Origin of the sequence: Mesorhizobium sp. M0898, assembly GCF_040319695.1 — a bacterium.
Taxonomy (GTDB): Bacteria; Pseudomonadota; Alphaproteobacteria; order Rhizobiales; family Rhizobiaceae; genus Mesorhizobium.
In genome coordinates this window covers 26291-52301 of sequence record NZ_JAMYOE010000039.1, presented here as the reverse complement: position 1 = coordinate 52301, position 26011 = coordinate 26291, and the positions used below count along the sequence as shown (strand labels likewise).

Below are 26011 nucleotides of genomic sequence, written 5' to 3'. Positions count from 1 at the left end.
TTGCAGACCATCGACAACCCGTTCGGCACGAGGTTGTCACCCATGTCTTAAGTACAATCTGTTACCCATGTCTCCGGGTTGGACACGAAGCAGGATGGCGGAGAGGATGGGATTCGAACCCACGAGAAGCTTTTGACCTCTACTCCCTTAGCAGGGGAGCGCCTTCGACCACTCGGCCACCTCTCCGTTGCGCCGGTGGATAAAGAAAAGCGCCGGCACAATCAACAAGCCTGCGCTATTATCCTTGAAAAATCGACCCTTCGCCAAAGCGCCGCCCAGCGATGTGGCGATTCTGCGGCAATTCCCTGGTTCGCGACTCGGGCCATCGTCACATTTCGGGCCGACCATCGCCGGAATCCGCCGTTTGCAACGGCTTGCGAAGGGCCGATGGTTAACGGGAGCTTTCGGAGTGAGGCCAAATCGTGTCATTTGTGCAACAACGCCAGGCGATAGCGCCACCACAAACCTTTTGCCGGTACGATCGTGGTTGAACGCCGCCGTCTCATGGGTAATGTCGGGTTTGAAGGAGCGGCGCGGTGCGCATCTTTTTCGGTAGTGGGGATGGGGCAGGGAACGCTGTCCTTCAGCAAAGAATACCCAGACCCGTTTTTTAACTTTTGACTGGAGGTCAGAAAATGAACATCAAGAGCCTGCTTCTCGGCTCCGCTGCGGCACTGATCGCAGTTTCCGGTGCGCGCGCCGCCGACGCCGTTGTCGTCGCCGAGCCGGAACCCGCTGAATACGTCAAGATCTGCGACGTCTACGGCGCTGGCTACTTCTACATCCCCGGCACCGAAACCTGCCTGCGCATCGGCGGCTACGTCCGCTATGACATCGGCATCGGTGACGTCGGCTCATTTGACGGTGCAAAGACTACCGATCAGCAGGATGGCGACTCGCAGGATACCTACTACAAGCACGCCCGCTTCACGCTGAAGACCTGGACCGGCCAGGAAACCGAGCTCGGCACCTTGAAGACCTACACCGAAACCCGCTTCAACTGGGGTAACCACAACGATTACCTCGACGACAACTATAATGGCGGCACAAGTGTTTCGCTGAACTTCGCCTGGGTCCAGCTCGGTGGTTTGCGCGTCGGTAAGGACGAATCGGCCTTCAACACGTTCATCGGCTACGCCGGCAACGTCATCCAGGATACGCTGGTTCCCTATGGCGGCTTCGACACCAATGTCGTCCAGTACTACTTCGACGCCGGCAACGGCTTCTCGGCCGTGGCTTCATTGGAAACCGGTTCGGGCAGTGCCGATGCGGATCCTGGCGTTTTCCAAGACAGCAACAGCGGCAATGATTCCATCGACAGCTATGTCCCGTATGTCGTCGGCGGTATCAAATACACGCAGGGCTGGGGCTCGATCACCGGTGTCGCCGCCTATGACAGCACCTGGGAAGAGTGGGCCGGCAAGGTTCGCGTCGACGTTACGCCGATACAGAACCTGACGCTGTTCCTCATGGCCGGTTACGGTTCGGACGACAACATCGACCGCAACTTCTACAAGCAGTGGGGCGGCAACTGGGCCGTCTGGGGTGGTGGCACCTACACCATCAACGAGAAGACCTCCTTCAATCTCCAGGCCTCGGTTGACGACGACAAGAACTACGGCGTCGCGGCGAACGTCGCTTACGACTTCGTGCCCGGCTTCACGATCACGGCTGAAGTCGATTGGGCCCACGACGGTCAGTTTGATAAGGCCTATGATCGCAACTGGACCAATGCCGACGACAAGGACAGCATTGGCGGCATGCTCCGCTTCCAGCGCTCGTTCTAACAGGGAAGTCCGACTGAAATCGAACCCGGCGGGCAACCGCCGGGTTTTTCGTACCGGGTGATGCCGCTCGCAATTGCGCAAATCCGGCTGCTGAACAGCGATCGGCCCGCAACTGGGCAGGTCAATTGCAATTCCTGCGCCGGGCGCGCAAAAGAAAAGGAGATCCTTGGCTCGATCTGAAGCGCTGGCCCGCAGGATCAACCAGTCTCGACAGCAACGATCGATATCGGCCTATCGAGCGCGCCGGACTCATTCAAAGTTCGGCCAAGTCGCCCAAGGCATCAATCAGCGGCTGGATTTTGTTTTCATAATTTTTCCACCGCTTGATGGAGGAACTGTAGATCGGCTGCCGGACCTGCCAGCGGCTGGGCGTATTGACCGACCTGTCCTTCTCGAAAAAGCGCAAGCAGGCATCGTCCCAAGGCAACCCTAGATGATCGATGAGACGGCGCGACTGCGCCTCTTGATCCGCAACCAGCATCTCATAGCTGCTTTCGAGAATACGTCCTGGAAAAATCTTGTCCCAGTGTCGCATCAAGCGGTCATATTCACGGTAGTACAGCCCCAATGTCTTCAACTCGGCGTTATAACTGTGTGCCTCGGTGAAGTTCAGAGCAAAGCAGGAGAGGCAATTGTCGATGGCATCGCGACGGCAATGAATGATGCGGGCATTGGGAAACAGAATGCCAATGAGGCCGATAAGCTCGAAATTATGAGGTCTCTTGTCGATTACGCGAAGCGCGGCCGGAGCTCGCTCCCGCAGGTAAGCCAAATGTTCTTCCGCCAGCATCTTGGCCAGGTCAGCGGTCAGCGTCGTGAGTGATTCCTGTAACGCTCCTGCGGAACGACTTGTGAAACCGAGTCCATTCGCGGCTCGCCGCAGCTTGTTAAGTTCGCCAGCACCGTGAACATCCGGATGGCTAGCGCATATCTGCTCAGTCAGAGTCGTCCCTGAACGCGGCATGCCGACTATGAACACAGGCACGTCCGACGGGTTTCCATAACCGGCCCTGGCTGCCAGCATCTCCGGGGTGAAGAAGTCGATTATCGAATCGACCCAGTGACGATAGGATTCAAGGTCGAAATGGTAGCCAGCCGCCTTTTTCGCTCTTTGGAAGTGATCCATCGCCTCTTCATAGCGCCGAATGTCGTTCAGCACTTTGCCGGCGGCGTGATGGAGCAGCTGCGCGACTTCTGAGGGAAGCTTCGGGTTGGCAAGTTCCGATAAAATAGATCCAAGTTCGGCAGGTTCGTCAACGAATTTGCGGGTGTGCACCAGATCGTTGTAGGCCTCGCCCACGTCGAGCCGGCGCTCGATCGCCTCCTTCAAATAGGTCGTGGCCTCATCCATGCGGCCGAGGCTGGTAAGCACCCTGGCCAGACCGGTTCTGACCAGCGCATTATTGCTGTCGATCTTGAGCGCCTGCTCGTAAAGCGGCAAAGCTATGTCGGCCTCGTCAAGCTCGACATAGGCACGCCCCAACAGGCAAAGCGCTTGCACCAGGTCTGGCTTCAATTCGCAGGCGTGCTGCAAGTGTCTGATGGCGGGCATTTGTTCGCCGACCTTCAGATAGGCCTCGCCCAGACTGAGATGGAAATATGGATTTGTGGGCGCCTCGCCGACCGCCCGCGCGAAATATTCCAAGGCCAACTCGTCATCGACACCGAGCCCCAACGTGCCGAGGATGTAGAGCGAAAGCGGGTGGTTGCGGGTGCGGGCGAGAACGCGATGGCATAACTCCTCGGCCTCCGGGAACCGCTCGGCTCGCTGAAGTTCGAGCGCCTGCCTCAGGAGCATATCGTCGGCTTGCGCACGCGACAGCGGGTTCACCCTCGGCGGCTCCGCTTTCGGCGCAGGTCGGCCCTTAAGATGCTTGGAGAAGGCGGGCGGCAGTCGGCTGCTCATCGTGCCTCGCTAGCAAAAAGAGCTGAAGGAATCCAGGGCCTGTAGAGAGTCAACGTGAGTGATGACGGCGGCGCCGCGTAGATCATTGCCGGGAATTTTTGATCCGTTTTCTCGCTGCGCATTGCGGGCCTTCGGAACCTTTGAGCCTGGCGAACAAGTTTTCGATGAGATGACACCATTGTAGATTTCGGCGTCGATCTGGAGCGGGAGCCTTCGCCCTGGTTGTTCACAGGCAATTTTCGCAGTCGACAGCCGGCGTTGCCGGCATTCCGTACAATGTGCCCTTTGTGTGGCTTTTTTGTTACATCCGCCATAATGACCCGATGCTAAGAGGATTTTGGGTTTATTAAAGGTGGGGCAAATGATCAGCAGAAAATCCGCTAAATCTCTTCTTCTTGGCGCAGTTTCCATTCTGGCGCTTGGGTCGGTGGCCCACGCCGCCGACGTGGTCGAACCGGTGGTCGAGACGGCAGGCTTCAACTGGAGTGGGCTCTACGTCGGCTTTGGTGTTGGCGCCGGGGCCAATGTCCACAAGTTGAGCAGCGATTTTCTTCCCGGCGTCTCTTTCAACGGCATTGGCGGCGAAGGCGTGTACGGTGAGCTCACCGTTGGGTACGACTATATGGTGGCGCCGCGCTTCCTGATCGGCGGACTTCTGGATGCTCATGTCGGCAACATCGAAACTTCCCTCGACGTTGCTGGATTCGACGCGTCGGTCAAAGAGACCTATGGTTTCGACGCTGGCTTGCGGGCGGGCTACCTCTTCACGCCAAACACTTTGGGCTATGTGCTTGGCGGCTATTCCTGGCAGAAGTACAAATTCGACACGAACGCAGGTTTTGACCTTGACTGGGACCAGAGCGGCTATTTCGTCGGAGCCGGCGTTGAGACGGCCATCAACAGCAACTGGACTATCAAAACCGAATATCGTTATACCCAATTTAGCACCAACGATGATCTCCTCTCTGAGTTCGGTGCACCGGATGGCGCGCTCAATCTCGACACATCGCGTCATACGTTCCAGGTGGCAGCCAATTATCGCTTTGGCGCCCAGAATGGCGGTGTCGCTTCCTTTGAGGCACCTACCTACAACTGGACTGGCTTCTATATTGGCGGTGCGGGCGGCGCGGGCGCGTCGGTGCATCAGATCAATGTTCCGCCGCTTGGCGACCTGGAATTCAACGGTATCGGCGGCGAAGGCGTGTTTGGCGAATTAAACGCCGGCTACGACCATGATTTCGGCAGCTGGGTTGCGGGTGTCATGGTTGATGCTCGCTACTCCGGCATGACTACGGAGCTGGAAGTGCCCGGCGGATCCGTCAATCTGGACACAGATTATGGCTTCGATGTGCTGGGCCGGGTCGGTTTGAAAGTCAACGAATCGACCCTCGCCTACGTGCTTGGCGGCTACAGCTGGCAGCATTTCGATCTGAACGCATCTTCACCCATCGGTGACATCATCGATTGGGGCTCGAGCGGCTTCTCGGTCGGTGGTGGTTTGGAAGCGGCCGTGACCAACAACGTAACCGTCGGTCTCGAATATCGCTATTCGCAGTTTGCCGAGAAGGATATTCTGGAGGAGTTTGGGGGGCCGAGCGATGTCCTCACCACCACTCCTTCTTTCCACACCGTCCGCATCGGTGCGAAGTATAAGTTCAACTAAGGCCCTCCAGCAAATCGTTCAAGCCCGCCGGCTAATCCCGGCGGGTTTTTTCTTGTGCGAACAATGCGGGCACAAAAAGCGGAGCCAAAGCCCCGCTTCCTCGGTTGTCGAGATTTCCGCCGGTTCATCCGCAGCCGGCAAATCGATCGACCATCCCTCTCTATCGCAAGAATGCGACGGGAGTACGACAGCCCAACCCGGCACAACTTGCGCTGATCCCCGCGGTCGATCCAGCGCTGAGGGCGATTGTAGGTGCGGAGCGATATGTATGTATATGCGGCGGCGCAGAGGGTTCAACTCGGCCGTCTTTCATGTCCTGTTCTCAAGATTGCGCTCCAACAGTCGCAATCCTTCAAAACAGAAGCCTCATCCGCAAACCCGCGCGCCGCGCCAGCGGCTTCCTTCAATCCCAATTCTTATCAGGCCCTAATGCGACAGTTCCCGCCTGCCCTGGAACTTGCGCAGGCCAAGCCGGCAGGCTAGCAAGAAGGCCCCTTTTCGAACGAGCCTTTTGCCATGCGCCCTCCCCTTACGCCGCTCATCGACGCGCTTCCCTCCACGGTACCGTTTGTCGGCCCGGAGGCGCAGGAGCGTGATCGCGGCCGCGCCTTTCGCGCCCGCATCGGCGCCAATGAGAGCAGCTTTGGCCCTTCCCCGCGCGTCATTGCCCGCATGGCTGAGATTGCCGGCGACATGTGGATGTATTGCGACCCTGACAATCACGATCTGAGGGTGGCCGCCGCCTGGCATCTCGGCCTCGGTGGCGAAAACGTCGTCATTGGCGAAGGCATAGACGGGCTGCTCAGCCTGGTGGCGCGCATGTATGTGGCGCCCGGCGACGCGGTGGTGACCTCGCGGGGCGCCTATCCGACCTTCAACTTTCATGTTGCCGGCGTCGGCGGCCGGCTGGTCGCAGTGCCCTACGAGAACGATCGGGAAAACCTCGACGGCCTGCTGGCGGCAGTGGCCAAGGAAAAGGCGCCACTGGTCTACCTGTCCAATCCGGACAATCCGATGGGCAGTTGGTGGGAAGCCGCCGAGCTCAGCCGCTTCATCGAAGCCTTGCCGGAGACCACGATGCTGGTACTCGACGAAGCCTATGGCGAATTAGGGCCAGCCTCAGCGCTGCCGCCGATCGATATGGCGCGGCCGAACGTCATCCGCATGCGCACCTTCTCCAAGGCCTATGGGCTGGCCGGCATACGCTGCGGCTATGCGGTGGCCGAGGCCCAGGTGATTCGGGACTTCGAGAAGATCCGCAACCACTATGGCGTCAGCCGCATGGCGCAGATCGCCGGTGTCGAGGCGCTTGCCGATCAGGCCTGGCTGGAGAGCGTGGTGGCGCGGGTCGCCGCCGGCCGTCGACGCATTGCCGCAACAGCCGAAGCGAACGGGCTGAAGCCGCTGGCTTCGGCGACCAATTTCGTCACCATCGACTGCGGCCGCGACGGCGCTTTCGCACTGAAAGTGCTGCAGGCGCTGTTGTCACGCGACGTCTTCATCCGCAAGCCGATGGTGCCGGTTCTCGACCGCTGCATCCGGGTCAGTGTCGGCCTCGACCACGAGCTCGACATCTTTGCCGAGGAACTGCCTGGCGCGCTGGCGGCAGCGCGAGGGAATTGAAGAGCCTTCGCCCTATGTGGCTGACCGGCGGCAACGCGGTTGAATTTGCACGGCGATGCGCCAGACTCGACTCAAACGATGGAGAGCGCGATGACCGATCGTACGGTGCAGGTACGCATATACGGCAAGGTGCAAGGCGTCAGCTACCGGGGTTGGGCGCGGCGCGAGGCGTCGGCGCTTGGCCTTGCCGGGTGGGTGCGCAACGAAGTTGACGGCTCGGTGACAGCCTTGATTGCGGGGACCGGTGCGGCGGTCTCGACAATGATCGAACGGCTTTGGCAAGGGCCGCCAGGGGCAGCGGTTTCGAAGGTCGATGTCGAAGAGATCGAGGCTCGCGACACGTCGGCCGATTTCAGGATTGTTGCCTAGCAAGGCATGGTCCTGCTCATTCGCCGCCATCGCACATGATTCTCCAGGGTGCAGATAGAGCAAATCTGAAGCCATTGCCCTGCCCGGGCATGGCTCGGCCCTTGAATTAATTGAACGTTTGTTTTATTGCTTTGTGAAAGGTGACTTGTCATGGCGCGCACGACCGGTTCCGACGGCGAAAAGACCGAAGCTGCGGTCCGCGAGGCAGCGGTCAGCCTGATTGCGCGTCTCGGCTACGAGGCGATGTCGATGCGCCAGCTGGCGGCCGAGGTCGGTGTCCAGGCTGCGGCGCTGTACCGCTACTTCCCGACCAAGCAAGACCTTCTGTTCATGCTGATGCGTGAGCATATGGAAGGCTTGATCGAGGCGTGGCGCGCAACGCGCCCTGTCGGCGCTGATCCGGCAGCGCGGCTTGCCGCTTATGTCGAAAACCACATCGCTTTCCATATCGAACGCCGCCACTCCACCCATGTCTCGAACATGGAGCTGCGCAGCCTGTCGCATGAAAAACTCACGCAGATCCTGCGCATGCGCACGGCCTACGAGAAGGAGCTGCGCGCCATCCTGCGCGACGGCGTCGAAGCGGGGTTATTCAGCATCGAAGACACCGGGCTCACCGCCATGGCGCTGATCCAGATGATGACCGGCGTCATCGTCTGGTTCCGGCCGGGCGAACGGCTGTCGATCGCCGAAGTCACCGCTACATATCTTGCAATGACAATGCGCCTTGTTGGAGCAAAGAGCGATGGCGCGTCAACGAGCTACGACGGCGCGCCTCTATTCGGGCGCGCAAAGGACGCTCTAGCAACTTGATTTCGCGCATGATCCCGATTTCGGGATCGTGCGCCGGGAGGAACGGCATGTACACGCATACGCTCAACTTCGGGCTTGACGAAGACATCGAGGCGCTGCGCGACCTGGTGCGGCGCTTCGCCCAGGAAAAGATCGCACCGATCGCCGCCGAGATCGACCGCTCGAACGAATTCCCGGCACATCTGTGGGCGGAGCTCGGCGGGCTCGGCCTGCTCGGCATCACCGCCGATCCCGATTTCGGCGGCACCGGCATGGGCTACCTCGCCCATGTCGTGGCGATGGAGGAGATTTCGCGCGCCTCGGCCTCGGTCGGCCTCTCCTACGGCGCCCATTCCAACCTCTGCGTCAACCAGATCAACCGCTGGGCGACGCAGGCGCAGAAGGAAAGGTATCTGCCTTCGCTCTGCAGCGGCGAAAAAGTCGGCGCACTGGCGATGTCGGAATCGGGTGCCGGCTCTGATGTGGTGTCGCTTCGCCTGCGCGCCGAAAAGCGCAACGACCGCTATGTGCTCAACGGCACCAAGATGTGGATCACCAACGGGCCGGATGCCGAGACGCTGGTCGTCTACGCCAAGACCGATGCGGAACTCAATTCGCGCGGCATCACCGCCTTCATCGTCGAAAAAGCCTTTGCCGGTTTTTCCGTGGCGCAAAAGCTCGACAAGCTCGGCATGCGCGGCTCGAACACCGGCGAGCTGGTGTTCGAGGATGTCGAAGTGCCGTTCGACAATGTGCTGCACGAGGAAGGGCGCGGCGTCGAGGTGCTGATGTCGGGCCTCGACTACGAACGCGCCGTGCTGGCCGGCGGGCCGGTCGGGCTGATGGCAGCGTGCCTCGACGTGGCGATCCCTTACGTGCATGAACGCAGGCAGTTCGGTCAGCCGATCGGCGAATTCCAGCTGGTGCAAGGCAAGCTCGCCGACATGTATGCGACGATGAACGCGGCGCGCGCCTACGTCTATGCCGTGGCCGCCGCTTGCGATCGCGGTGAGACGGCCCGCAAGGATGCTGCCGGCTGTATTCTCTTCGCCGCCGAAAAGGCAACGCTGATGGCGCTCGACGCCATCCAGCTTTTGGGCGGCAACGGCTACATCAACGACTACCCGACCGGCCGGCTTTTGCGCGACGCCAAACTCTACGAGATCGGTGCCGGCACCAGCGAAATCCGTCGCTGGCTGATCGGGCGGGAAATCATGGTGGAGGGCGCCTGATGGCGTCTTTTTGAGATTTTGCCAGAAGCCGCACGATGTGGCACACTTCGGAATATGTGCCACAACACAGGCGAGACGGACCATGGCTGGCAGAACGGGAAAGTCCGGATTTGACGAAGACCCGCAAGCACGGTTCGATGCCGGCGCTCACAAAACGCCGTTTCGGCTTCCGGCGAAACGCGAGCGTGTCAAGCTTGGCGAGGGCGGGCGCTTCGTCATCCCTGCCGCGATGCGCGAGCAGATGGGCGTGAAGCCTGGCGAGGATATGATCCTGCATGTCGAGAACGGCGAGCTGCGGGTAAGATCGTGGCTGCAGAATCTGCGACGCGTCCAGGCCGAATTGTCAGCGTTGAAACAGCCCGGTGAAAGCGTCGTCGACGAATTTCTGAAAGAGCGACGGGAAGAGCAGCGTCGAAGCGACAAGCGTCTCGACCGTCTTCACGCCGAAGGGACGACGGGAAAGCGGACGAAATGAAGCCCTATGTCATGGACAGTTCGGCGGCGCTCGCAATCCTGCTCAACGAGCAAGGCACCGATAATGCTTTGGGGTTCGCGCCGGATGCACAATGCAGTTCGGTCAATGCGGCCGAAATCATCGCCAAACTGATCGACAAGGGACGCAGCATGGAACAGGCTGCGGACGACCTCGCCAGTCTCGGCATGCCGATCGCCGTTTTCGACGACGCGATGGGCATCGCCGCCGGGCAGCTTCGCCAATTGACGCGGCATCGCGGCTTGTCGCTGGGCGATCGGGCTTGCCTGGCGCTGGCAATTCGCGAGAATGCCATTGCCGTCACCGCTGATCGCGATTGGGGCGACCTCGATGTCGGCTGCAAGATCGAGTTGATCCGGTAGCGCCATGGCCCCCCTCACCTCGCAGATGTCGCCCGCCTCCGATATTTTCCGCGCCAATGCCGAGCGCATGCGGGCGCTGGTCGCCGATATTGCTGAAAAAGCCGCCGCCATCGAGGGCGGTGGCGCGGAAGAGGCGCGTGAGCGGCACGTCTCCCGCGGCAAGCTCCTGCCGCGGCAACGCCTTGCCCAATTGCTCGATACAGGCTCGCCCTTCCTCGAAATCGGCCAGTTCGCGGCATGGTCGATGTATGGCGAGGACATCCCTTCGGCCGGCCTCATCGCCGGCATCGGCCGCGTCGAAGGCACCGAAGTGATGGTCGTCGTCAATGACGCCACGGTGAAGGGCGGTACCTATTATCCACTGACGGTGAAGAAGCATCTGCGTGCACAGGAGATCGCATTGCAGAACAATCTGCCTTGCGTCTATCTGGTCGACAGCGGCGGCGCCAATCTGCCCAACCAGGACGAGGTGTTTCCCGACCGCGATCATTTCGGCCGCATCTTCTACAACCAGGCCAACATGTCGGCCGCCGGCATTCCGCAAATCGCCTGCGTCATGGGTTCGTGCACGGCCGGCGGCGCTTATGTGCCTGCGATGTCGGACGAGACAATCATGGTGCGCAACCAGGCAACCATCTTTCTCGGCGGGCCGCCGCTGGTGAAGGCGGCCACCGGCGAGGACGTCACCGCCGAGGACCTCGGTGGCGCCGACGTGCACACAAGGCTTTCCGGCGTTGCCGACCACTATGCGCTCGACGACGAGCATGCGCTGGCCATATGCCGGCGTATCGTCAAAAACCTGAATCGGAACAAAAATGTAAGCCTGGCCTTGCAGAAATCGATTCCGCCGCTTCACGATCCACATGAACTCTACGGCATCGTGCCGACGGATCTGCGCCAGCCCTATGACGTGCGCGAGGTAATCGCCCGCACCGTCGACGGCTCCGAGTTCGATGAGTTCAAGCAGAATTATGGCACCACGCTGGTCACCGGTTTCGCCCATCTCAGCGGCATGCCGGTCGGCATCGTCGCCAACAATGGCGTGCTGTTTTCGGAAAGCGCGCTGAAGGGCGCGCACTTCATCGAGCTGTGCTGCCAGCGCAAGATCCCGCTGATTTTCCTGCAGAACATCACCGGCTTCATGGTCGGGCGAAAATACGAGGCCGGCGGCATCGCCAAGGACGGCGCCAAGCTGGTCATGGCGGTCGCAACGGCCAAGGTGCCGAAGGTGACCGTGATCATCGGCGGCTCGTTCGGTGCCGGCAATTACGGCATGTGCGGACGCGCCTATTCGCCACGCTTCCTGTGGATGTGGCCGAATGCCCGCATTTCGGTGATGGGCGGCGAGCAGGCGGCAACGGTGCTGGCCGTGGTCAAGCGCGAAGGCATCGAGCGCAAGGGCGGGGAATGGAGCGCTGAGGAGGAAGCGAAATTCAAGAAGCCGATCCTGATGAAGTACGAGCACGAGGGACACCCGCTCTATTCGTCGGCAAGGCTCTGGGACGACGGCATCATCGACCCGGCCAAGACCCGCGAGGTGCTGGCGCTCAGCCTTTCGGCCGCGCTCAACGCCGAGATCGAGGAGACAAAATTCGGCGTGTTCAGGATGTGAGATGAGCGAAATCGGCCAGAGGATTCGCATTCAAACCGGCGACATCACGAAGCTGGCGGTCGATGCCATCGTCAACGCCGCCAATACCTCTCTTCTCGGAGGCGGCGGCGTCGACGGCGCTATCCACCGCGCGGCCGGCCCCGAGCTTGTGGCAGAATGCCGGACCTTGCATGGCTGCAAGGTCGGAGACGCAAAAATCACCAAGGGCTACAGGCTGCCCGCGCGCTACGTCATTCATACGGTCGGGCCGGTCTGGCAAGGTGGCAGCAAAGGAGAAGCCGAACTGCTCGCCTCCTGCTATCGCCGGTCGCTCGAAATCGCCGCCGCAAAGGACTGCCGGACGGTGGCGTTTCCTGCGATCTCGACCGGGGCCTACCGCTATCCGAAGGATCAGGCGACGCAAATTGCTGTCGGGACCGTGAGCGCCTTCATCGGCCAGAACATCGCTCCGGCAACCGTCATTTTCTGCTGCTTCGACGAGCCGACGGCCGAATTGTATCAGCGGGTCGTCGCTGCACTCGGCAGGGTGTGACCCTGCGCGGGAGACAACCCACATCTCCAGACTATTTTTTGCTTCTCGATCTGGCCAGACGAAAGAATCACGGCTATTGATCATCGCAAATACCAATGGGGATTGGGCGAAGATGAGGCGGCGAGTTTTTCAGAGAACAACTGTGAATTTACTTGCAGGGTTGCTTATATTAGTGACCCCTGGCATCGGCGCAGCGCAGTCGCTGGCGGGAAGCAAGGGCGAGACCCGTTTCTATCCCTATTTGCCACAGAGCCCGAAGGATCCGTGTACCAGGGCCTATAAGGCCTATGTAGCGGCCGGCGGCCATTCAGCCTATGCAACCACTCCGTATTCCCGGGTGCGTTTTCTGTACATCATCTGCGGCTCGCGCTTGAATGCACCGTCACAGCAAGCTGCCGAAGAATTGGCGTTGAAATCCTGTCAGGCTGCCCGCAACAGTTACAGAGTTACAACAGGCGGCGGCTGCGAAATCGCTGCCTCCAAGTAGGCGAATATATTTCAGTGTTTGGGGTTCAAATGGGTTTGGCAATGAAATCTTTATCAATCAAGCGAGCAACCATGTCGGTACTTGCACTGCTTGTGGCCTCTGCACCGAATGTCGGCGCCGCCGAATCGCTGGCGGGAAGCAAGGGCGACAGCCGTTTTCCGGTCTATTTTGCACCGGGTACAATCGGAGGCTGCGGCAAGAATTACAAGGACTATGTGGCGGCTGGCGGTCACTCGGCCTATGCGATGACGCCATTCAACTGGGCAACCGAATTCACTATTTGCGGTGCTTATCTGAATGCAACATCCCAGAAGGCTGCGGAGGCGCTGGCGTTGAAATCCTGCCAGTCCGCGCGCAGCAAGTACAAGGTCACGACTGCAGGGGCCTGCGCCATAGCTGCCTCCAAATGGACCGACACTCGTCGGCCTTCGACATATTCAATGGGTGGGAAAAATGAAATCTATAAGCGTCAAACAAGCAGTCTTCTCGCTAATAACCGGGTTGCTTCTAATCTCGAGCCCCAATGTCGGCGCGGCGGAATCGCTGGCTGGAAGCAAGGGCGACGTCCGCTTCTACCCGTATTTTCCGGCGACCGCGGATCGGCCATGCACCAAGGCATATAAGGCCTATGTCGCGGCCAGCGGCCATTCAGCTTATGCGACCACTCCGTATTCCCGGGTGCGTTCGTTGTACATCCTGTGCGGCTCGCGCTTGAATGCGCCCTCGCAAAAGGCTGCCGAGGATATGGCGATGAAATCCTGCCAGGTCACCCGCGACCGTTACAGGGTCACGACCGGGGGAGCTTGCGAAATCGCGGCCTCAAAGTAGGCAGGCCTCGCTTGCCTACCCTTTGACCGCCAGACTACAAAGCAGGGCATTGCCGCAGTTCGCGTGACGAGAATTCGCGCCGTTGGCGGCAGCTCTGCCTGTGGAGGCCCGATGTTCGCCAAGATCCTGATCGCCAACCGTGGCGAGATCGCCTGCCGGGTGATCCGCTCGGCACGCAGGATGGGTGTGCGCAGCATCGCCGTGTATTCCGACGCCGACGCTCACGCCCTGCATGTCGAAATGGCCGACGAAGCGGTGCATATCGGCGCCTCTCCCGCCAACGAAAGCTATCTGCGCGGCGACAAGATCATCGCGGCGGCTTTGGCCACAGGTGCCGCGGCCATCCATCCGGGCTACGGCTTTCTTTCGGAAAACCCCGATTTCGTCGACCAGGTGGTCGCGGCGGGGCTGATCTTCATTGGCCCGTCGGCGGCCTCGATCCGTGCCATGGGACTGAAGGACGCGGCCAAGCGGCTGATGGAAAAGGCCGGCGTGCCTGTCGTTCCGGGCTATCACGGCGAAGCGCAGGAGATCGTGTTGCTCGCCTCCAAGGCGCGCGAGATAGGCTACCCCGTACTGATCAAGGCGCGCGCCGGCGGCGGCGGCAAAGGCATGCGGCGCGTCGAGCATCCCGATGATTTTTCGGAAGCACTGTCGGGCGCGCGGCGCGAGGCGAAAGCCGCGTTCGGTGACGACCGCGTCTTGGTGGAAAAATATGTCGACAAGCCGCGACACATCGAAGTGCAGGTGTTTGGTGACAATTTCGGCAACGCCGTGCATCTTCACGAACGCGACTGCTCGGCGCAGCGCCGCCACCAGAAGGTGATCGAGGAGGCGCCTGCCCCCGGCATGACGCCGGCACTGCGCAAGGCGATGACGGAGGCGGCGGTGAAAGCCGCCAAGGCAATCCACTATTCCGGCGCCGGTACCATCGAGTTCATCGTCGATGCCTCGCAAGGTCTGAAGGCCGACCGTTTCTGGTTCATGGAAATGAACACCCGTCTGCAGGTCGAGCACCCCGTCACCGAAATGGTTACCGGCATCGACCTGGTCGAGTGGCAGTTGCGGGTAGCCGCCGGCGAAAAACTGCCGAAGACGCAGAGCGAGATCGCGCTCTCCGGCCACGCCTTCGAGGCGCGCATCTATGCCGAGGACGCGGCAAGAGGGTTTTTGCCGGCGACCGGCACCTTGCACCATTTGAAATTTCCGCAGCCGGCACCGGAGGGTGCGACCATGCGCGTCGAAACCGGTGTACGCGCTGGCGATGCGATTTCGCCGTTCTACGATCCGATGATCGCCAAGCTGATCGTTCATGGCAAGGACAGACGGACGGCGCTCATCGCGCTTGGCACGGCACTGTCGCAGACCGAAATCGCCGGCTCGACGGTCAACACTGGCTTTCTTGCCGCGCTGGCCGCTGATGCGGATTTTGCGGCGGGCGATGTCGATACCGGCCTGATCGCCAGGCACCAGGAGGCGTTGACGGCGGTTCCGCCGCCGAGCGGTGAGACGATTGCCGCCGCGGCACTTGCCGCGTCCGGTGCGCGCGACTTGCCGTCCTCGGACGATCCCTGGTCGTCACTGGCCGGCTATGCGCATTTCCACGCTGTAGCGCGGAGCACCCTGCTGAAGTTTGGCGAGCAGGAGATCGGCGCGCGCGTGTCGGTGCGGCCGGACGGGCGGTTCGAGGTGGCGCTGGATGCGCCCTATGACAGCGTCAATTCGCGGGATCTCCGCGCGGCGCCTCGCCTCGCCCGCTGGCCGGGCCACGTCACGGTCTTCGATGGCGCCATCGGCTACGGTTTTGCCGTGCCGGATCCGCTGGCCCGAGCCGACGAAGCCGCCGCCGCTTCCGTCAGCCTGCGCGCTCCAATGCCCGGCCTGGTCAAATTGGTGCGTGCAGGCAAAGGCGAGTCCGTGATCAAGGGCCAGCCGCTGCTGATCCTGGAGGCGATGAAGATGGAGCACACCATTGCCGCGCCCCATGACGGGGTTATCGCCGAGATTGCTGCCGAAGGCGCGCAGGTAACCGACGGCACCGTGCTGGTTCGCTTTGTCGAGGAACCTCAGTTGACTGCTGTTTCCCTATCCACGAAGTGATCTCGAACGCGTGACAAAGGCGTCGCCAAAAAAAATGTGGCCGGGTTTGACCCCCGGCCATGTTCGATTACAGCAGCGCGTCTTGCGGCGCCGCGGCCATCACGGTTGGATCGGCGCGTATTTGCCATCATGCCACTGGTTGATGTCGTAGCTCGCGTTCTTGAGGTCGCCCTTCTCGTCGAAGGTGACCGAGCCGACAACCGTGCTGATCGGCTGGCCGTTCTTTAACGCTTCGGCGACTTTTGCCGGATCGTCGCTGCCGGCGCGTTTGATGCCTTCGGCGAAGGCCTGGATCACCGCATAGGAAAACAGCGTGAAGCCCTCAGGCACGAAGCCGCCGGCCTTGATCTTGGCGATGGCCTCCTTGGCTTCGGGCTTCGCCTGCGGATTCGATGGGAAGACGAACATGGTGCCTTCGCCGGCCGGACCGGCAACCTGCCAGAATTCCGGCGAAGCGATCGAGTCCGGCATGATCAACTGGAACTTGAGGTTCTGCTCCGCCGACTGGCGCAGGATCAGGCCGGCTTCGGGGTGATAGCCGCCGAAATAGACGACGTCGGCTTTCAGCTCCTTGAGCTTGGTAACAAGAGCGGAATAGTCCTTCTCGCCAGCGTTGATGCCCTCGTAGAGGATTTCATTGAGACCGTTCTGGTTCATCGTTGCCTTCACGGCATCGGCCACGCCCTGCCCATAGGCGCTCTTGTCGTGCAGGATGACGACTTTCTTGCCGGCATATTTCTTGGCGATCCAGGGACCGATGAAAGCGCCCTGCGCATCGTCGCGCGTGTAGAGGCGCATGATCGTCGGCCAGCCGGCTTTCGCCGCTGCATCGGTCAACACCGGGTTCGAGGAAGCCGGACTCATCATCAGCGCACCGGCTTCGGCGTAGACAGCGGAGGCCGGGATGCTGGAGCCCGAGCAGGCGTGGCCATCGATGAACTTGACACCGTTGGCGATGATGCGGTTGGCGACCGAAACCGCCTGCTTCGGATCGCACTGGTCATCCTCGATGTCGAGCTTGATCTGGCGGCCGTCGACGCCGCCCGCCGCGTTGATCGCGTCGGCGGCGGCTTGCGCGCCTTGCTTAAACTGATCGCCGATGTTGGCAAGCTGACCGGTCATCGGTCCGACCACCGAAAAGGTGATGTCATCGGCGAAGGCGACCGGCGCGGTCATCATCAGGCCAAATATGGCTGCGCTGAAAATACTGAATTTCTTCATGGTGACACAACTCCTCCACTCTCGCGCGACCATCCCGGCCGCGCCTCTTCCAGAATGGCGGGAGAATTTCATCCTTCACCGGAGCTGTCTAGACGCATCGTCGGCGCTCGATTGGGCCTGTAATGCGCTGTTCCAAAGACAAAGCCGCGCCAGCCTTGTTCCGGCCGGTCGCAGCTTTTCTCATCGAGTTCCCGAGGTATCCCCACCAGGATCCGCTCGCCTTCCCTGTTTGTACGGTTTATGGCGCGGCTCGTCCGCCGTGTTCTTGATCTTGTTGGCCCGGCCGTCTTGCGCGGCCTTGATTTTTCGGGCCCGGCCCTCTGCGCGGCCTTGACCCGAAGCGTCCCTGTCGTGAGGTCAGTACCCCTTGTGAGGTCGATGCCGGCGAATTCAGTGCATCGTCATCCATTCGCGAGCTTCGCGCAGCGCCTTGGCGATCTCGACCTTCGACATGGCGGCAGACAATTCGGAGCGCAGTTCCGCGGCGCGGGCCGAACCCTTGATCGCGGCGATGTTGAACCATTTGTGGGCGGCGACGACGTCGGTCTCGCAATCGCGGCCAGTCGCATACATCATGCCCAACTCGAAAAGAATATCGGCCTGGGCGGTTGCCCCCATGGCGCCGAAGCCGGCTTCAAGCATTTCAAAACGTGCCATTTCAAATCCCCTGTTCTGGCTCCCGAGAGCTGTCTCCGTATGTCCCTCGGTGTCCTTGATTACCGTCGGGGGCGGCCGCTCTTTCGATGCTTTCGAGAATGCCCCGGAGGCTTGAATCCGTCGTTAAATGGCGTGCTTAATTTGAGGAAAACAAAGCTAAAACAAGAGGTAAACACGAAAATTCGTTAAGGATACAAAGCCAGCAATCGCGCCGGTTTGCACAAGATTTGAAGAAAACTTGCGAGGCGCGGATCAAGACTCCGCTAACCACAGAAGACAAAGACGTGTGCGGCCCGTTTCATTTTTCGCCGGCGCGGCCGTTCGGGAGCGGGCAAAAACCCGCAACCCTTCCGTGGCGGCACCGCTTTTGTTTTTCCGGGAGCTGGACTAGCTTACGTTTGCGTAAGGGGCAGACACCCGGGACGGAGCCCGATTGGACTTACCTGAGGGAGGAAAGACATGTTTCGACAAGTGAGCCTGGCCCTCGCGGCCGCAATAATGATGACCGGCGCGGCATGGGCCGATCCGATCGAAGGCAATTGGAAAACGCAAGCCGGATCGACTGCCGCCATTTCGGGTGGCGGCGGGGCATTTTCGATTACGCTCAAATCCGGCAAATTTGCCGGCAAGAACATCGGTTCACTGAAGGTTGCCGGCGACAACAAATATGCCGGCACGATAACCGACCCGGAAACCGACAAGACCTATTCGGGCAAGGCTTCGCTTTCCGGCAGTTCTCTCAAGATGAGCGGCTGCGTGCTCGGCGGGCTGATCTGCAAGAGCCAGACCTGGCACAAGCTCTGATCGTGCCCTTCCTGCCGGGGTGAGCGGGGCCAGTCGGCCCGTTTTCATGTTATCGGTCTCGCAGCCATGGTGTCGCCATGGGTCGCTGCACTCACAGCGGACCCTCTCAGAGATCATCAACCATTTTTGAACCGCAGATGAACGCCGGGATCAGAGCCGGTTCAGCCGGGGCAAGGCATTGTCATGCGTGTTGAAGGAGACACCGCGCAATGCTTGCCCGCCGCTTCACCATCGTCTGCCTGCTGATGAGTCTGTTCGGCATGTTGTTCGCCGTCCTTGTCGCCGAAGCCGGCCGGCCGTCCCGCTCCTGGGACGTCGCCAGTTCCTGCCGACTCGGTTGCTTGAACCATCTTCACCACTGAAACGACAAAGAGCTGAACCTTTAGAGAAAAGCAAAACGCCAATGAACCGCCTCGCCGCCAACACCCTCAAGACGCTTCGGCTGCTGCCGCGCGCGGCGCTCATCCTGACTGTTCTTTCGGTACCGGTACTGGCCGTGCCGACGATGCGCACCAATGCCGGCTCGACGATCGAGGCGCCTGCGTTGAGGAAGTCAGGCCTCGGCTTTGTGCTGCTGGTTAGCCTGCAGCGCGGCTAGCAGACCGAAAAACGCCGACAGCGCGTATTGAGGCCGCCTTACCCCCTCCCAACCGCGCGTCCAACTCTCTATATTGGGTCATGGAAAAGCGAATCTATCCCCAAGCCATTGAATCGGTGGTCACGCCGGAGCCGTTTGGCCGGCAGAGCTTCAACGACGCCAAGAAGGCGGTCGCCGCCCTACAGGTGCTTTACGACCGCAACACCAAGTTCCTGCGCGACTCATTTACCGCGCTCGCCGCGGGCGGCGACAACAACAAACGCTACCGGGCTTTCTATCCGGAGATCGGCGTCACCACGAGTTCCTTCACGCAAATCGACTCGCGGCAGGCCTATGGCCACATGCCGACGCCGGGGCATTTCTCAACCACCGTCACCCAGCCTGCTCTTTTCGAAAGCTACCTCACCGAACAGCTTCGGCTGATCATGCGCAACCACGGCGTTCCCGTCACGGTTTCGGAATCGACCACTCCCATCCCGCTGCATTTCGCCTTCCTCGAAGGCACGCATGTCGACGGGACTGCTGCCGAGCGCATCAAACGGCCGATCCGTGACCTGTTCGACGTGCCGGATCTCGACGGCACCGACGACCAGATCGCCAACGGCACGTTCGAAGTGGCATTGGGCGAGGCACGGCCGCTGGCGCCGTTCACCGCGCAACGCATCGACTATTCGCTGCACCGGATGTCGCATTATACGGCGACCAGTCCCCAGCATTTCCAGAACTTCGTGCTGTTCACCAACTACCAATTCTACATCGACGAATTCGTCGCCCGTGCACGCGAATTGATGGCCAATGGCGGTGATGGATATGTCGAGTTCGTCGAGCCGGGCAACATCGTGACCAAAGCAGGGGACGGCGCGCCCGGTGAGGGTGCTGCGCCGCCTCGCCTGCCGCAGATGCCGGCCTATCATCTGAAGAAGCCGAATCATGGCGGCATCACCATGGTCAATATCGGCGTTGGGCCTTCCAACGCCAAGACGATCACCGACCATATTGCGGTGCTCCGGCCGCATGCCTGGGTGATGCTCGGCCATTGCGCCGGCCTGCGCAACACGCAGGCGCTCGGGGATTATGTGCTGGCCCATGCCTATGTACGAGAAGACCATGTCCTCGACGACGATCTTCCGGTCTGGGTGCCGATCCCGCCGCTAGCCGAAATCCAGGTGGCTCTGCAGGAAGCGGTCGCCGAGGTCACCGGGCTTTCCGGATATGATCTCAAGCGCATCATGCGCACTGGCACCGTCGCCACTATCGACAACCGCAATTGGGAGCTGCGCGACCAGCGCGGGCCGGTCCAGCGGCTGTCGCAGTCGCGGGCGATCGCGCTCGACATGGAATCGGCGACGATCGCCGCCAACGGCTTCCGCTTCCGGGTGCCCTATGGCACGCTGCTTTGCGTATCCGACAAGCCGCTGCATGGCGAATTGAAGTTGCCGGGCATGGCGACCGAGTTCTACAAGCGGCAAGTAGCGCAGCACCTGACCATCGGCATCAGGGCGATGGAGAAGCTGGCTGAAATGCCGATGGACCGACTGCATTCGCGCAAACTCAGGAGCTTTTCGGAAACTGCCTTCCAGTAAATGCCGAATCGCATGTGTCGGTCCAGATCAGGACATTTCGTCATCTTGATTGAGCTGCACTTCTGCCGATAGACAAGGCGATGGCACGTGTTCGGGACATGACGGTTGCGCTGGCATTCGTCGCAATGCTTGCACTCTCGGCCGCGCTGGTGGCCGGGTTCTTCGGATCGCTGCATCCGGCCCTCGATTCCTTTGCTCATTTCCGCGTCCATTTTTCGGTGCTGATGGCGCTTTGCGCGCTGCCGCTGCTCGCCACCTCGTTTCGCCTGCAGGCCGCGGTCGCATTGCTGTTTGCGATAGCCTCCTTTGCCACCACGCAGAATGCCTTGCCGCTTTCGCGGCTATGGCAGGTGCAGGCCGCCTACGAAGCCAAACTCGGTGACGAGCCAGTCTACCGCCTGCTGCAGATGAACCTCAGGTTCAACAATCCAACGCCTGAGAAGGTGCTGTCGCTGATCGGCCGGACCCAGCCTGATGTTATCACCCTCGACGAGGTGTCCGAAACGTGGAAGGCAAAGCTTGGGCTGCTATCCGGCGGCTATCCCTACCGGATCCTCTGCCCATATCCCAATGGCGTGTTCGGCGTTGCGCTGCTGTCCAGACGACCGTTTGGCATAGGCACGGAGCCGCACTGCGACAGCCGCGGCGCGATGGCGATCGCCACCGTCGATTTCGGCGGAACCGACGTCGATGTCGCCGCCATCCACCTCACCTGGCCATGGCCGCACAACCAATCACGGCAGATTGGAGGGTTGTCTGACGAAATCGCCTCGCTTGGCCAGACGTCGATCCTGGCAGGCGACTGCAACGCAGCGCCATGGAGCGCCGCCGTCCGGCGCGTCGCATCGCTTGGCAAGCTGACTGTAATGCCGTCGGTCGGGCCGACCTGGCTCTACAGAAGGCTGCCGGATTTCCTGCGCTTCGCCGGACTGCCGATCGACCAGGTCTTCAGCAAGGGCGCCATTGTTATCCATTCGGCGTCGACCCTTGAGGACACCGGCTCAGACCATCTGCCGGTGCTGGTGGAGTTTTCGCTTCGGTCGGATGAACAAAAGCCGCTCGACGAGCACCAGACGGCGACCGCGCTTGCGGCGCTGCCTGGCGGGACGCGAAGCTGAAAATCCGCAGTCCAATCTCGACCTGGCTTATTACTGGCCCACAAAAGCGCGGATGAGGTGCTCGACAGGGCCGCCGTCGCGATGCTCGTGCGCATCGAAGGCGATCTGCTTTGCCTCGTATTCGGCATAGATGGCATTGATCCGGCGCTTTGCCTCGCGACGTGCCTCGAAACAGTGCGGGTCATCACCGACTGTCAGCCCTCGAACCGACTTTTCGGTGGCCCGCATCATCTGTCTGGCGATGCGGCCATGGGTCTCTTCATGGGCGCGAACGCCAGCGAAGAACCGCTTCCAGCGCTTCTGCAGCGCAGGCGACGTGGCTGAGACTAGTTTGGGATAGGTATAGAAGAGATTGAGCGTCCCGTTGGCCTGGCGCAGGCGGCAGACGCCGTTTTCCCGTTGGGCGTCGAAGGTCCAATCATCGACGCTGTAGCCGGTCTGCGCGATGGCGTGGGTCATGAAGCCGTGCTTCGGCCCACTGCGATCCATGGCCTCGATCAGGGCCGCGCCGGTGGTTCCGGCAATGTTGTAAGTTCGTGTCTTGACCAGCACCTTAGTGCCGGCCAAGGCTGCAGGGGCGCACAATGCCCCGATCGCCACAACGCTCGTCAGAACTTCCAGGCGCATTTTTCCTTCCTCCCTGTCGCCGCAGAAAGGAAACACAGGCAGGCGGTTTATTCAACAATCCTACGGTTGCGCTGCTCCTCATCTTGTTTAGTCCGGAGCAAACCTTGTGACTTACATGTTCTGGTAGACCGGGCCCTCGCCGCCCTGTGGCGGCACCCAATTTATGTTCTGGTTCGGGTCCTTGATATCGCAAGTCTTGCAGTGCACGCAGTTCTGCGCGTTGATGACGAAGCGCACATCCTTGGCCGCAGGATCGGCGGCGGCATTGCCATCCTTGTCGACCCATTCGTAGACGCTGGCCGGGCAGTAACGCGTCGAGGGTCCCGCATAGACGTCATGCTCAGAGCGCTTCTGCAGGTCCATGTCGGCGACGAGCAGATGCACCGGCTCGTTCTCCTCGTGGTTGGTGTTGGACAGGAACACCGACGACAGCCGGTCGAAGGTCAGCACCCCGTCCGGCTTCGGGTAGGCGATCTTCTGGTGCGCGGCGGCCGGTTCCAGCGTCGCATAGTCGGCCCTGCCGTGCTTCATCGTGCCGAAGGGCGAGAAGCCGAACAGCGTGTTCAGCCACATGTCGAGGCCGCCAAGGCCGACGCCGACAATGGTGCCGAAGCGCGACCATAGCGGCTTGACGTTGCGCACTTTCTTCAGGTCCTTGCCGATATCGGTGGCGCGCCAGGCGGCCTCGTAGGAGGCCAGCTCGTCATTGGTGCGGCCGGCGGCTATCGCATCACAGACATGCTCGGCCGCCAGCATTCCGGAGAGCACGGCATTGTGCGAGCCCTTGATGCGCGGCACGTTGACGAAGCCGGCTGCGCAGCCGATCAGCGCACCGCCAGGGAAGGACAGTTTCGGCACCGATTGCCAGCCGCCTTCGGTGATGGCGCGGGCACCATAGCCCAGCCGCTTGGCACCCTCGAAGGTGCCGCGGATCGCCGGATGGGTCTTGAAGCGCTGAAACTCGTCAAAGGGCGACAGATAGGGATTCTTGTAGTTCAGGTGAACGACGAAGCCGACTGCCACCTGGTTGTCCTCGAGATGGTAGAGGAAGGAGCCGCCGCCGGTCTTCAAATCGAGCGGCCAGCCGAAGGAATGCTGGACAAGGCCCGGCCGGTGGTTTTCCGGTTTGATCTGCCAGAGTTCCTTGAGGCCGATGCCGTATTTTCCGGGCTCACGACCGTCGGAAAGGTGGTATTTGGCGATCAGTTGCTTGGCCAGCGAGCCGCGCGCGCCCTCGCCGATCAAGACATATTTGCCCATCAGCGCCATGCCCGGCGCAAAGCCCGGACCGTGCGTGCCGTCCTTCTCGACGCCCATGTCGCCGGTGACGACGCCAGTGACCGCACCGGCCTCGTTGTAGAGCAGGCCGACCGCGGCAAAGCCCGGATAGATCTCGACGCCCAGCGCCTCGGCCTTGGTCGCCAGCCAGCGGCAGACATTGCCGAGCGAGACGATATAGTTGCCGTGATTGTTCATCAGCGGCGGCATCAGGATATTGGGCAGACGGAACGAACCGGCGGGGCCGAGAACCAGGAAATGGTCGTCGGTGACCGGTGTCCTGAAGGGATGACCCTCCTCTTCGCGCCAGCCGGGCAGCAGCCGGTCGATGCCGATCGGATCGACGACGGCGCCGGACAGGATGTGCGCGCCGACTTCGCCGCCCTTTTCCAGCACGACGACGGAAAGCTCGGGATTGACCTGCTTGAGACGGATCGCGGCGGCGAGGCCGGCCGGGCCGGCGCCGACGATGACCACGTCGAATTCCATGCTTTCGCGTTCGATATCGCTCATCGATCCCTCACTGGCTCGCTATTCCCGGCATCTTGCTGGCTCACGCGCTGCATAGCGCATCAAATAGCGACGGGAAACCGGCGCGGACGTGACAATACCGATTTCGTCAAAAAGTCGCGTCCTGCCGCACAGATTCGCGGTGACGAGCATCAATCTTCAATCCTATTCCGTTTGCACAGATATGTCGCACTGATGTTTTTAATTGTTCGACGGCTTGCTTATCGGCCATACTTCCCGCCATGCGCATATTCGGGCCGGCTGGCTTTTCATCGACGCGCTTTTTTTTCACGCCCGGCCGGTTTTGCCGTGCGGCGCTCTTGGCGCTTCTGCCACTGACGGCCCTCGATGCCCGTGCCGAGCAGCAACTGGTCTGGGCGACCGGCGCCTATTCCTTTTCCGACGAGCGCGGCGGTTTCCGCATCACCGGGGCTTCCGGCATCGGCACGAAAGAGGATCCGCTGGTCATCACCGAAGAGCTGAATTCAGCGACGCCGGTAACGCTGGCCATTCGCACGACAAGGCCGATCCAGCCGTTCGGCAAGGCGGGAGACTTCGCCAATGGTCTGATGTATATGCGCATCGACGTGCTCAACAATAGCGGCCAAGCCTGGGTCGAGTTCCAGTTCGAACTCCAGGAGATCCTCGACCAGCCGAGCGTGTTCGGCGACGGCCTGTCGTTCGACCAGCGCAACAAAACGCCCGAAAATATCTGGTCGAGCAGCTACGCCGATTTCGACCGCAATTTCGAACCGTATGACCGCCTGCTGTTCAAGAACGGCAAGATCGACCCGCTGAAGACCGCCAGCTTCTATTTCCTGATCACCGACTACACGCCGCGCTGGACGTTCTATCTGGTGCAGGATCCGCGCATACCGTCGAGCTGAACTTGCAAATTCAAGCTCCGCGGCCGAATGTGAAACCATGACTGCCGCCCCCCACACTAGCCGAGCCGATCTCGCCGAGCTGCTGGCCTTCTACGCCAGCGCCGGCGTCGACGAGGCACTTGAAGAACAGCCGGTAAACAGGTTTGCAGAAGCCAGGCCGCCGGAGCGGGTGCCTGCGGCGGCCGCTCTGCCGGCCGGTGAAAATGCATCGCCTCATCGCTCGACGAGCGTGTCGCGCGGCGAAATGGGCGAGAGACCGAATACGGCACCGGCAGTGCGAACGTCCCTGGCCATGTCAACGGTGCCCGACGAGGCGCAGGCGGCATTGGCGCGGCAACTGGCGAGATCGGCGGCAAACCTCGACGAGCTTCGCCAGCACATGGCGGCATTCAACGGCTGCAATCTTAAATTCACCGCCAAGAACCTGGTGTTCGCCGACGGCAATCCGACTGCCGCGGTGATGCTGGTCGGCGAAGCACCGGGCCGCGACGAGGACATAGAGGGCTTGCCGTTCGTCGGCCGCTCGGGCCGGCTGCTCGACCGCATGCTGGCCGCGATCGGCCTTGACCGGACATCTGCCTACATCGCCAACGTGATTCCCTGGCGGCCGCCGGGCAACCGCACGCCGACACCGCACGAGACCGAGATCTGCCGGCCGTTCATCGAGCGGCAGATCGAACTGGTCAATCCGAAGGTGCTGGTCAATCTCGGCGGCCCGTCGGCAAAGACCCTGCTCAACACCTCCGAAGGCATATTGCGGCTGCGCGGCAACTGGCGCGTCCACACGACCCCGTCTGGCGTCGCCATTCCCGCCATGCCGACCCTGCATCCGGCCTACTTGTTGAGAACGCCGGCGCACAAGAAGCTGGCGTGGCGGGATTTCCTCGAAGTGAAGGCGAAGTTGCGGGCACTTGGGTAACGGTGCAGAACGCGTCTTCCGTC

Annotated in this window: 26 protein-coding genes and 1 tRNA gene; 20 read left to right on the top strand and 7 right to left on the bottom strand. The window is 61.0% G+C overall.

Annotated features, from left to right (window positions below; genetic code table 11):
- Positions 1-95 precede the first annotated feature (95 nt).
- Positions 96-186, bottom strand: a tRNA-Ser gene (locus NKH90_RS27900).
- A 449-nt stretch (positions 187-635) separates the two neighbouring features.
- Between NKH90_RS27900 and NKH90_RS27895 the strand changes: the two genes are divergently transcribed.
- Positions 636-1787, top strand: coding sequence for a porin (locus NKH90_RS27895; protein WP_352770741.1), 1152 nt, complete (start codon positions 636-638; stop codon positions 1785-1787).
- 253 nt (positions 1788-2040) lie between these two features.
- On the opposite strand, the gene NKH90_RS27890 is transcribed toward NKH90_RS27895, so the two are convergent.
- Positions 2041-3693, bottom strand: a complete 1653-nt coding sequence (locus NKH90_RS27890; RefSeq protein ID WP_352770738.1) for a tetratricopeptide repeat-containing sulfotransferase family protein — start codon at positions 3691-3693, stop codon at positions 2041-2043.
- 361 nt (positions 3694-4054) lie between these two features.
- Here NKH90_RS27890 and NKH90_RS27885 point away from each other — a divergent pair, with 361 nt between their 5' ends.
- The 12 genes from NKH90_RS27885 to NKH90_RS27830 all read left to right on the top strand — a co-directional run bounded on the left by NKH90_RS27885 (position 4055) and on the right by NKH90_RS27830 (position 15786).
- Positions 4055-5356 carry an outer membrane protein gene (locus tag NKH90_RS27885; RefSeq protein WP_352822229.1) on the top strand — a complete coding sequence of 434 codons (1302 nt, stop codon included), beginning with the start codon at positions 4055-4057 and terminating at the stop codon, positions 5354-5356.
- Between the two features lie 516 nt (positions 5357-5872).
- Positions 5873-6979 carry a pyridoxal phosphate-dependent aminotransferase gene (locus tag NKH90_RS27880; protein WP_352770732.1) on the top strand — a complete coding sequence of 369 codons (1107 nt, stop codon included), beginning with the start codon at positions 5873-5875 and terminating at the stop codon, positions 6977-6979.
- 90 nt (positions 6980-7069) lie between these two features.
- Positions 7070-7348 carry an acylphosphatase gene (locus NKH90_RS27875; RefSeq protein WP_352770729.1) on the top strand — a complete coding sequence of 93 codons (279 nt, stop codon included), beginning with the start codon at positions 7070-7072 and terminating at the stop codon, positions 7346-7348.
- A 150-nt stretch (positions 7349-7498) separates the two neighbouring features.
- A complete protein-coding gene (locus NKH90_RS27870; RefSeq protein ID WP_352822227.1) occupies positions 7499-8161 on the top strand; it encodes a TetR/AcrR family transcriptional regulator in 663 nt (220 codons plus the stop codon).
- Between the two features lie 47 nt (positions 8162-8208).
- Entirely contained in the window at positions 8209-9372 is a 1164-nt protein-coding gene (locus NKH90_RS27865) for an isovaleryl-CoA dehydrogenase (RefSeq protein ID WP_352770725.1), read from the top strand.
- Positions 9373-9454: 82 nt separating this feature from the next.
- Complete coding sequence (locus NKH90_RS27860; protein WP_352770722.1) at positions 9455-9847, top strand: AbrB/MazE/SpoVT family DNA-binding domain-containing protein; 393 nt, start codon at positions 9455-9457, stop codon at positions 9845-9847.
- Positions 9844-10227 (top strand): type II toxin-antitoxin system VapC family toxin, encoded by a 384-nt coding sequence (locus NKH90_RS27855; RefSeq protein ID WP_023677795.1) that lies wholly within the window; start codon positions 9844-9846, stop codon positions 10225-10227. Before NKH90_RS27860 ends, NKH90_RS27855 begins: the two co-directional genes overlap by 4 nt.
- 4 nt (positions 10228-10231) lie before the next feature.
- A complete protein-coding gene (locus tag NKH90_RS27850; protein WP_352540760.1) occupies positions 10232-11839 on the top strand; it encodes a carboxyl transferase domain-containing protein in 1608 nt (535 codons plus the stop codon).
- 1 nt (position 11840) lies between these two features.
- Entirely contained in the window at positions 11841-12371 is a 531-nt protein-coding gene (locus NKH90_RS27845) for an O-acetyl-ADP-ribose deacetylase (RefSeq protein ID WP_352616871.1), read from the top strand.
- A gap of 112 nt (positions 12372-12483) precedes the next feature.
- Positions 12484-12858: a hypothetical protein gene (locus NKH90_RS27840; RefSeq protein WP_352822232.1), complete on the top strand. Its 375-nt coding sequence runs from the start codon at positions 12484-12486 to the stop codon at positions 12856-12858.
- A 71-nt stretch (positions 12859-12929) separates the two neighbouring features.
- A complete protein-coding gene (locus tag NKH90_RS27835) occupies positions 12930-13481 on the top strand; it encodes a hypothetical protein (RefSeq protein WP_352822224.1) in 552 nt (183 codons plus the stop codon).
- Between the two features lie 316 nt (positions 13482-13797).
- On the top strand, positions 13798-15786 hold the full coding sequence (locus tag NKH90_RS27830; protein ID WP_352822222.1) for an acetyl/propionyl/methylcrotonyl-CoA carboxylase subunit alpha: 1989 nt from the start codon (positions 13798-13800) through the stop codon (positions 15784-15786).
- 99 nt (positions 15787-15885) lie between these two features.
- On the opposite strand, the gene NKH90_RS27825 is transcribed toward NKH90_RS27830, so the two are convergent.
- Together NKH90_RS27825 and NKH90_RS27820 are read right to left on the bottom strand one after the other, a co-directional pair.
- Positions 15886-17007, bottom strand: coding sequence for a branched-chain amino acid ABC transporter substrate-binding protein (locus NKH90_RS27825; protein ID WP_352471026.1), 1122 nt, complete (start codon positions 17005-17007; stop codon positions 15886-15888).
- A 390-nt stretch (positions 17008-17397) separates the two neighbouring features.
- Positions 17398-17664: an SEL1-like repeat protein gene (locus NKH90_RS27820; RefSeq protein WP_010915070.1), complete on the bottom strand. Its 267-nt coding sequence runs from the start codon at positions 17662-17664 to the stop codon at positions 17398-17400.
- 459 nt (positions 17665-18123) lie between these two features.
- On the opposite strand from NKH90_RS27820, the gene NKH90_RS27815 reads away from it, so the two are divergent.
- The 5 genes from NKH90_RS27815 to NKH90_RS27795 all read left to right on the top strand — a co-directional run bounded on the left by NKH90_RS27815 (position 18124) and on the right by NKH90_RS27795 (position 21767).
- Complete coding sequence (locus tag NKH90_RS27815; RefSeq protein WP_023677801.1) at positions 18124-18468, top strand: DUF2147 domain-containing protein; 345 nt, start codon at positions 18124-18126, stop codon at positions 18466-18468.
- Between the two features lie 209 nt (positions 18469-18677).
- A complete protein-coding gene (locus NKH90_RS27810) occupies positions 18678-18830 on the top strand; it encodes a hypothetical protein (RefSeq protein WP_023677802.1) in 153 nt (50 codons plus the stop codon).
- A 41-nt stretch (positions 18831-18871) separates the two neighbouring features.
- A complete protein-coding gene (locus tag NKH90_RS27805) occupies positions 18872-19066 on the top strand; it encodes a hypothetical protein (protein WP_352454349.1) in 195 nt (64 codons plus the stop codon).
- Positions 19067-19146: 80 nt separating this feature from the next.
- Complete coding sequence (locus tag NKH90_RS27800) at positions 19147-20649, top strand: AMP nucleosidase (protein WP_352540756.1); 1503 nt, start codon at positions 19147-19149, stop codon at positions 20647-20649.
- A gap of 80 nt (positions 20650-20729) precedes the next feature.
- Positions 20730-21767, top strand: a complete 1038-nt coding sequence (locus NKH90_RS27795; RefSeq protein ID WP_352770712.1) for an endonuclease/exonuclease/phosphatase family protein — start codon at positions 20730-20732, stop codon at positions 21765-21767.
- 30 nt (positions 21768-21797) lie between these two features.
- On the opposite strand, the gene NKH90_RS27790 is transcribed toward NKH90_RS27795, so the two are convergent.
- The 3 genes from NKH90_RS27790 to NKH90_RS27780 all read right to left on the bottom strand — a co-directional run bounded on the left by NKH90_RS27790 (position 21798) and on the right by NKH90_RS27780 (position 24474).
- Complete coding sequence (locus NKH90_RS27790) at positions 21798-22394, bottom strand: DUF922 domain-containing protein (RefSeq protein ID WP_352770709.1); 597 nt, start codon at positions 22392-22394, stop codon at positions 21798-21800.
- Between the two features lie 111 nt (positions 22395-22505).
- Positions 22506-24185, bottom strand: a complete 1680-nt coding sequence (locus NKH90_RS27785) for an electron transfer flavoprotein-ubiquinone oxidoreductase (RefSeq protein WP_352471023.1) — start codon at positions 24183-24185, stop codon at positions 22506-22508.
- 106 nt (positions 24186-24291) lie between these two features.
- On the bottom strand, positions 24292-24474 hold the full coding sequence (locus NKH90_RS27780; RefSeq protein WP_198023574.1) for a hypothetical protein: 183 nt from the start codon (positions 24472-24474) through the stop codon (positions 24292-24294).
- Here NKH90_RS27780 and NKH90_RS27775 point away from each other — a divergent pair.
- Together NKH90_RS27775 and NKH90_RS27770 are read left to right on the top strand one after the other, a co-directional pair.
- Positions 24425-25069 carry a hypothetical protein gene (locus tag NKH90_RS27775; protein ID WP_023677808.1) on the top strand — a complete coding sequence of 215 codons (645 nt, stop codon included), beginning with the start codon at positions 24425-24427 and terminating at the stop codon, positions 25067-25069. The genes NKH90_RS27780 and NKH90_RS27775 overlap by 50 nt on opposite strands.
- Before the next feature lie 37 nt (positions 25070-25106).
- Positions 25107-25988: a uracil-DNA glycosylase gene (locus tag NKH90_RS27770; protein WP_352822220.1), complete on the top strand. Its 882-nt coding sequence runs from the start codon at positions 25107-25109 to the stop codon at positions 25986-25988.
- Positions 25989-26011 lie beyond the last annotated feature (23 nt).

What these genes read in the sequence shown, in the direction of transcription:
- NKH90_RS27890 (WP_352770738.1), bottom strand. Translation starts at nt 3,693, where the DNA reads ATGAGCAGCCGACTGCCGCCCGCCTTCTCCAAGCATCTTAAGGGCCGA.
- NKH90_RS27790 (WP_352770709.1), bottom strand. Translation starts at nt 22,394, where the DNA reads ATGCGCCTGGAAGTTCTGACGAGCGTTGTGGCGATCGGGGCATTGTGC.
- NKH90_RS27820 (WP_010915070.1), bottom strand. Translation starts at nt 17,664, where the DNA reads ATGGCACGTTTTGAAATGCTTGAAGCCGGCTTCGGCGCCATGGGGGCA.
- NKH90_RS27770 (WP_352822220.1), top strand. Translation starts at nt 25,107, where the DNA reads ATGACTGCCGCCCCCCACACTAGCCGAGCCGATCTCGCCGAGCTGCTG.
- NKH90_RS27885 (WP_352822229.1), top strand. Translation starts at nt 4,055, where the DNA reads ATGATCAGCAGAAAATCCGCTAAATCTCTTCTTCTTGGCGCAGTTTCC.
- NKH90_RS27800 (WP_352540756.1), top strand. Translation starts at nt 19,147, where the DNA reads ATGGAAAAGCGAATCTATCCCCAAGCCATTGAATCGGTGGTCACGCCG.
- NKH90_RS27810 (WP_023677802.1), top strand. Translation starts at nt 18,678, where the DNA reads ATGCTTGCCCGCCGCTTCACCATCGTCTGCCTGCTGATGAGTCTGTTC.
- NKH90_RS27895 (WP_352770741.1), top strand. Translation starts at nt 636, where the DNA reads ATGAACATCAAGAGCCTGCTTCTCGGCTCCGCTGCGGCACTGATCGCA.
- NKH90_RS27845 (WP_352616871.1), top strand. Translation starts at nt 11,841, where the DNA reads ATGAGCGAAATCGGCCAGAGGATTCGCATTCAAACCGGCGACATCACG.
- NKH90_RS27840 (WP_352822232.1), top strand. Translation starts at nt 12,484, where the DNA reads ATGAGGCGGCGAGTTTTTCAGAGAACAACTGTGAATTTACTTGCAGGG.
- NKH90_RS27805 (WP_352454349.1), top strand. Translation starts at nt 18,872, where the DNA reads ATGAACCGCCTCGCCGCCAACACCCTCAAGACGCTTCGGCTGCTGCCG.
- NKH90_RS27830 (WP_352822222.1), top strand. Translation starts at nt 13,798, where the DNA reads ATGTTCGCCAAGATCCTGATCGCCAACCGTGGCGAGATCGCCTGCCGG.
- NKH90_RS27855 (WP_023677795.1), top strand. Translation starts at nt 9,844, where the DNA reads ATGAAGCCCTATGTCATGGACAGTTCGGCGGCGCTCGCAATCCTGCTC.
- NKH90_RS27795 (WP_352770712.1), top strand. Translation starts at nt 20,730, where the DNA reads ATGGCACGTGTTCGGGACATGACGGTTGCGCTGGCATTCGTCGCAATG.
- NKH90_RS27875 (WP_352770729.1), top strand. Translation starts at nt 7,070, where the DNA reads ATGACCGATCGTACGGTGCAGGTACGCATATACGGCAAGGTGCAAGGC.
- NKH90_RS27850 (WP_352540760.1), top strand. Translation starts at nt 10,232, where the DNA reads ATGGCCCCCCTCACCTCGCAGATGTCGCCCGCCTCCGATATTTTCCGC.
- NKH90_RS27815 (WP_023677801.1), top strand. Translation starts at nt 18,124, where the DNA reads ATGTTTCGACAAGTGAGCCTGGCCCTCGCGGCCGCAATAATGATGACC.
- NKH90_RS27835 (WP_352822224.1), top strand. Translation starts at nt 12,930, where the DNA reads ATGTCGGTACTTGCACTGCTTGTGGCCTCTGCACCGAATGTCGGCGCC.
- NKH90_RS27865 (WP_352770725.1), top strand. Translation starts at nt 8,209, where the DNA reads ATGTACACGCATACGCTCAACTTCGGGCTTGACGAAGACATCGAGGCG.
- NKH90_RS27870 (WP_352822227.1), top strand. Translation starts at nt 7,499, where the DNA reads ATGGCGCGCACGACCGGTTCCGACGGCGAAAAGACCGAAGCTGCGGTC.
- NKH90_RS27880 (WP_352770732.1), top strand. Translation starts at nt 5,873, where the DNA reads ATGCGCCCTCCCCTTACGCCGCTCATCGACGCGCTTCCCTCCACGGTA.
- NKH90_RS27775 (WP_023677808.1), top strand. Translation starts at nt 24,425, where the DNA reads ATGCGCATATTCGGGCCGGCTGGCTTTTCATCGACGCGCTTTTTTTTC.
- NKH90_RS27860 (WP_352770722.1), top strand. Translation starts at nt 9,455, where the DNA reads ATGGCTGGCAGAACGGGAAAGTCCGGATTTGACGAAGACCCGCAAGCA.
- NKH90_RS27785 (WP_352471023.1), bottom strand. Translation starts at nt 24,185, where the DNA reads ATGAGCGATATCGAACGCGAAAGCATGGAATTCGACGTGGTCATCGTC.
- NKH90_RS27825 (WP_352471026.1), bottom strand. Translation starts at nt 17,007, where the DNA reads ATGAAGAAATTCAGTATTTTCAGCGCAGCCATATTTGGCCTGATGATG.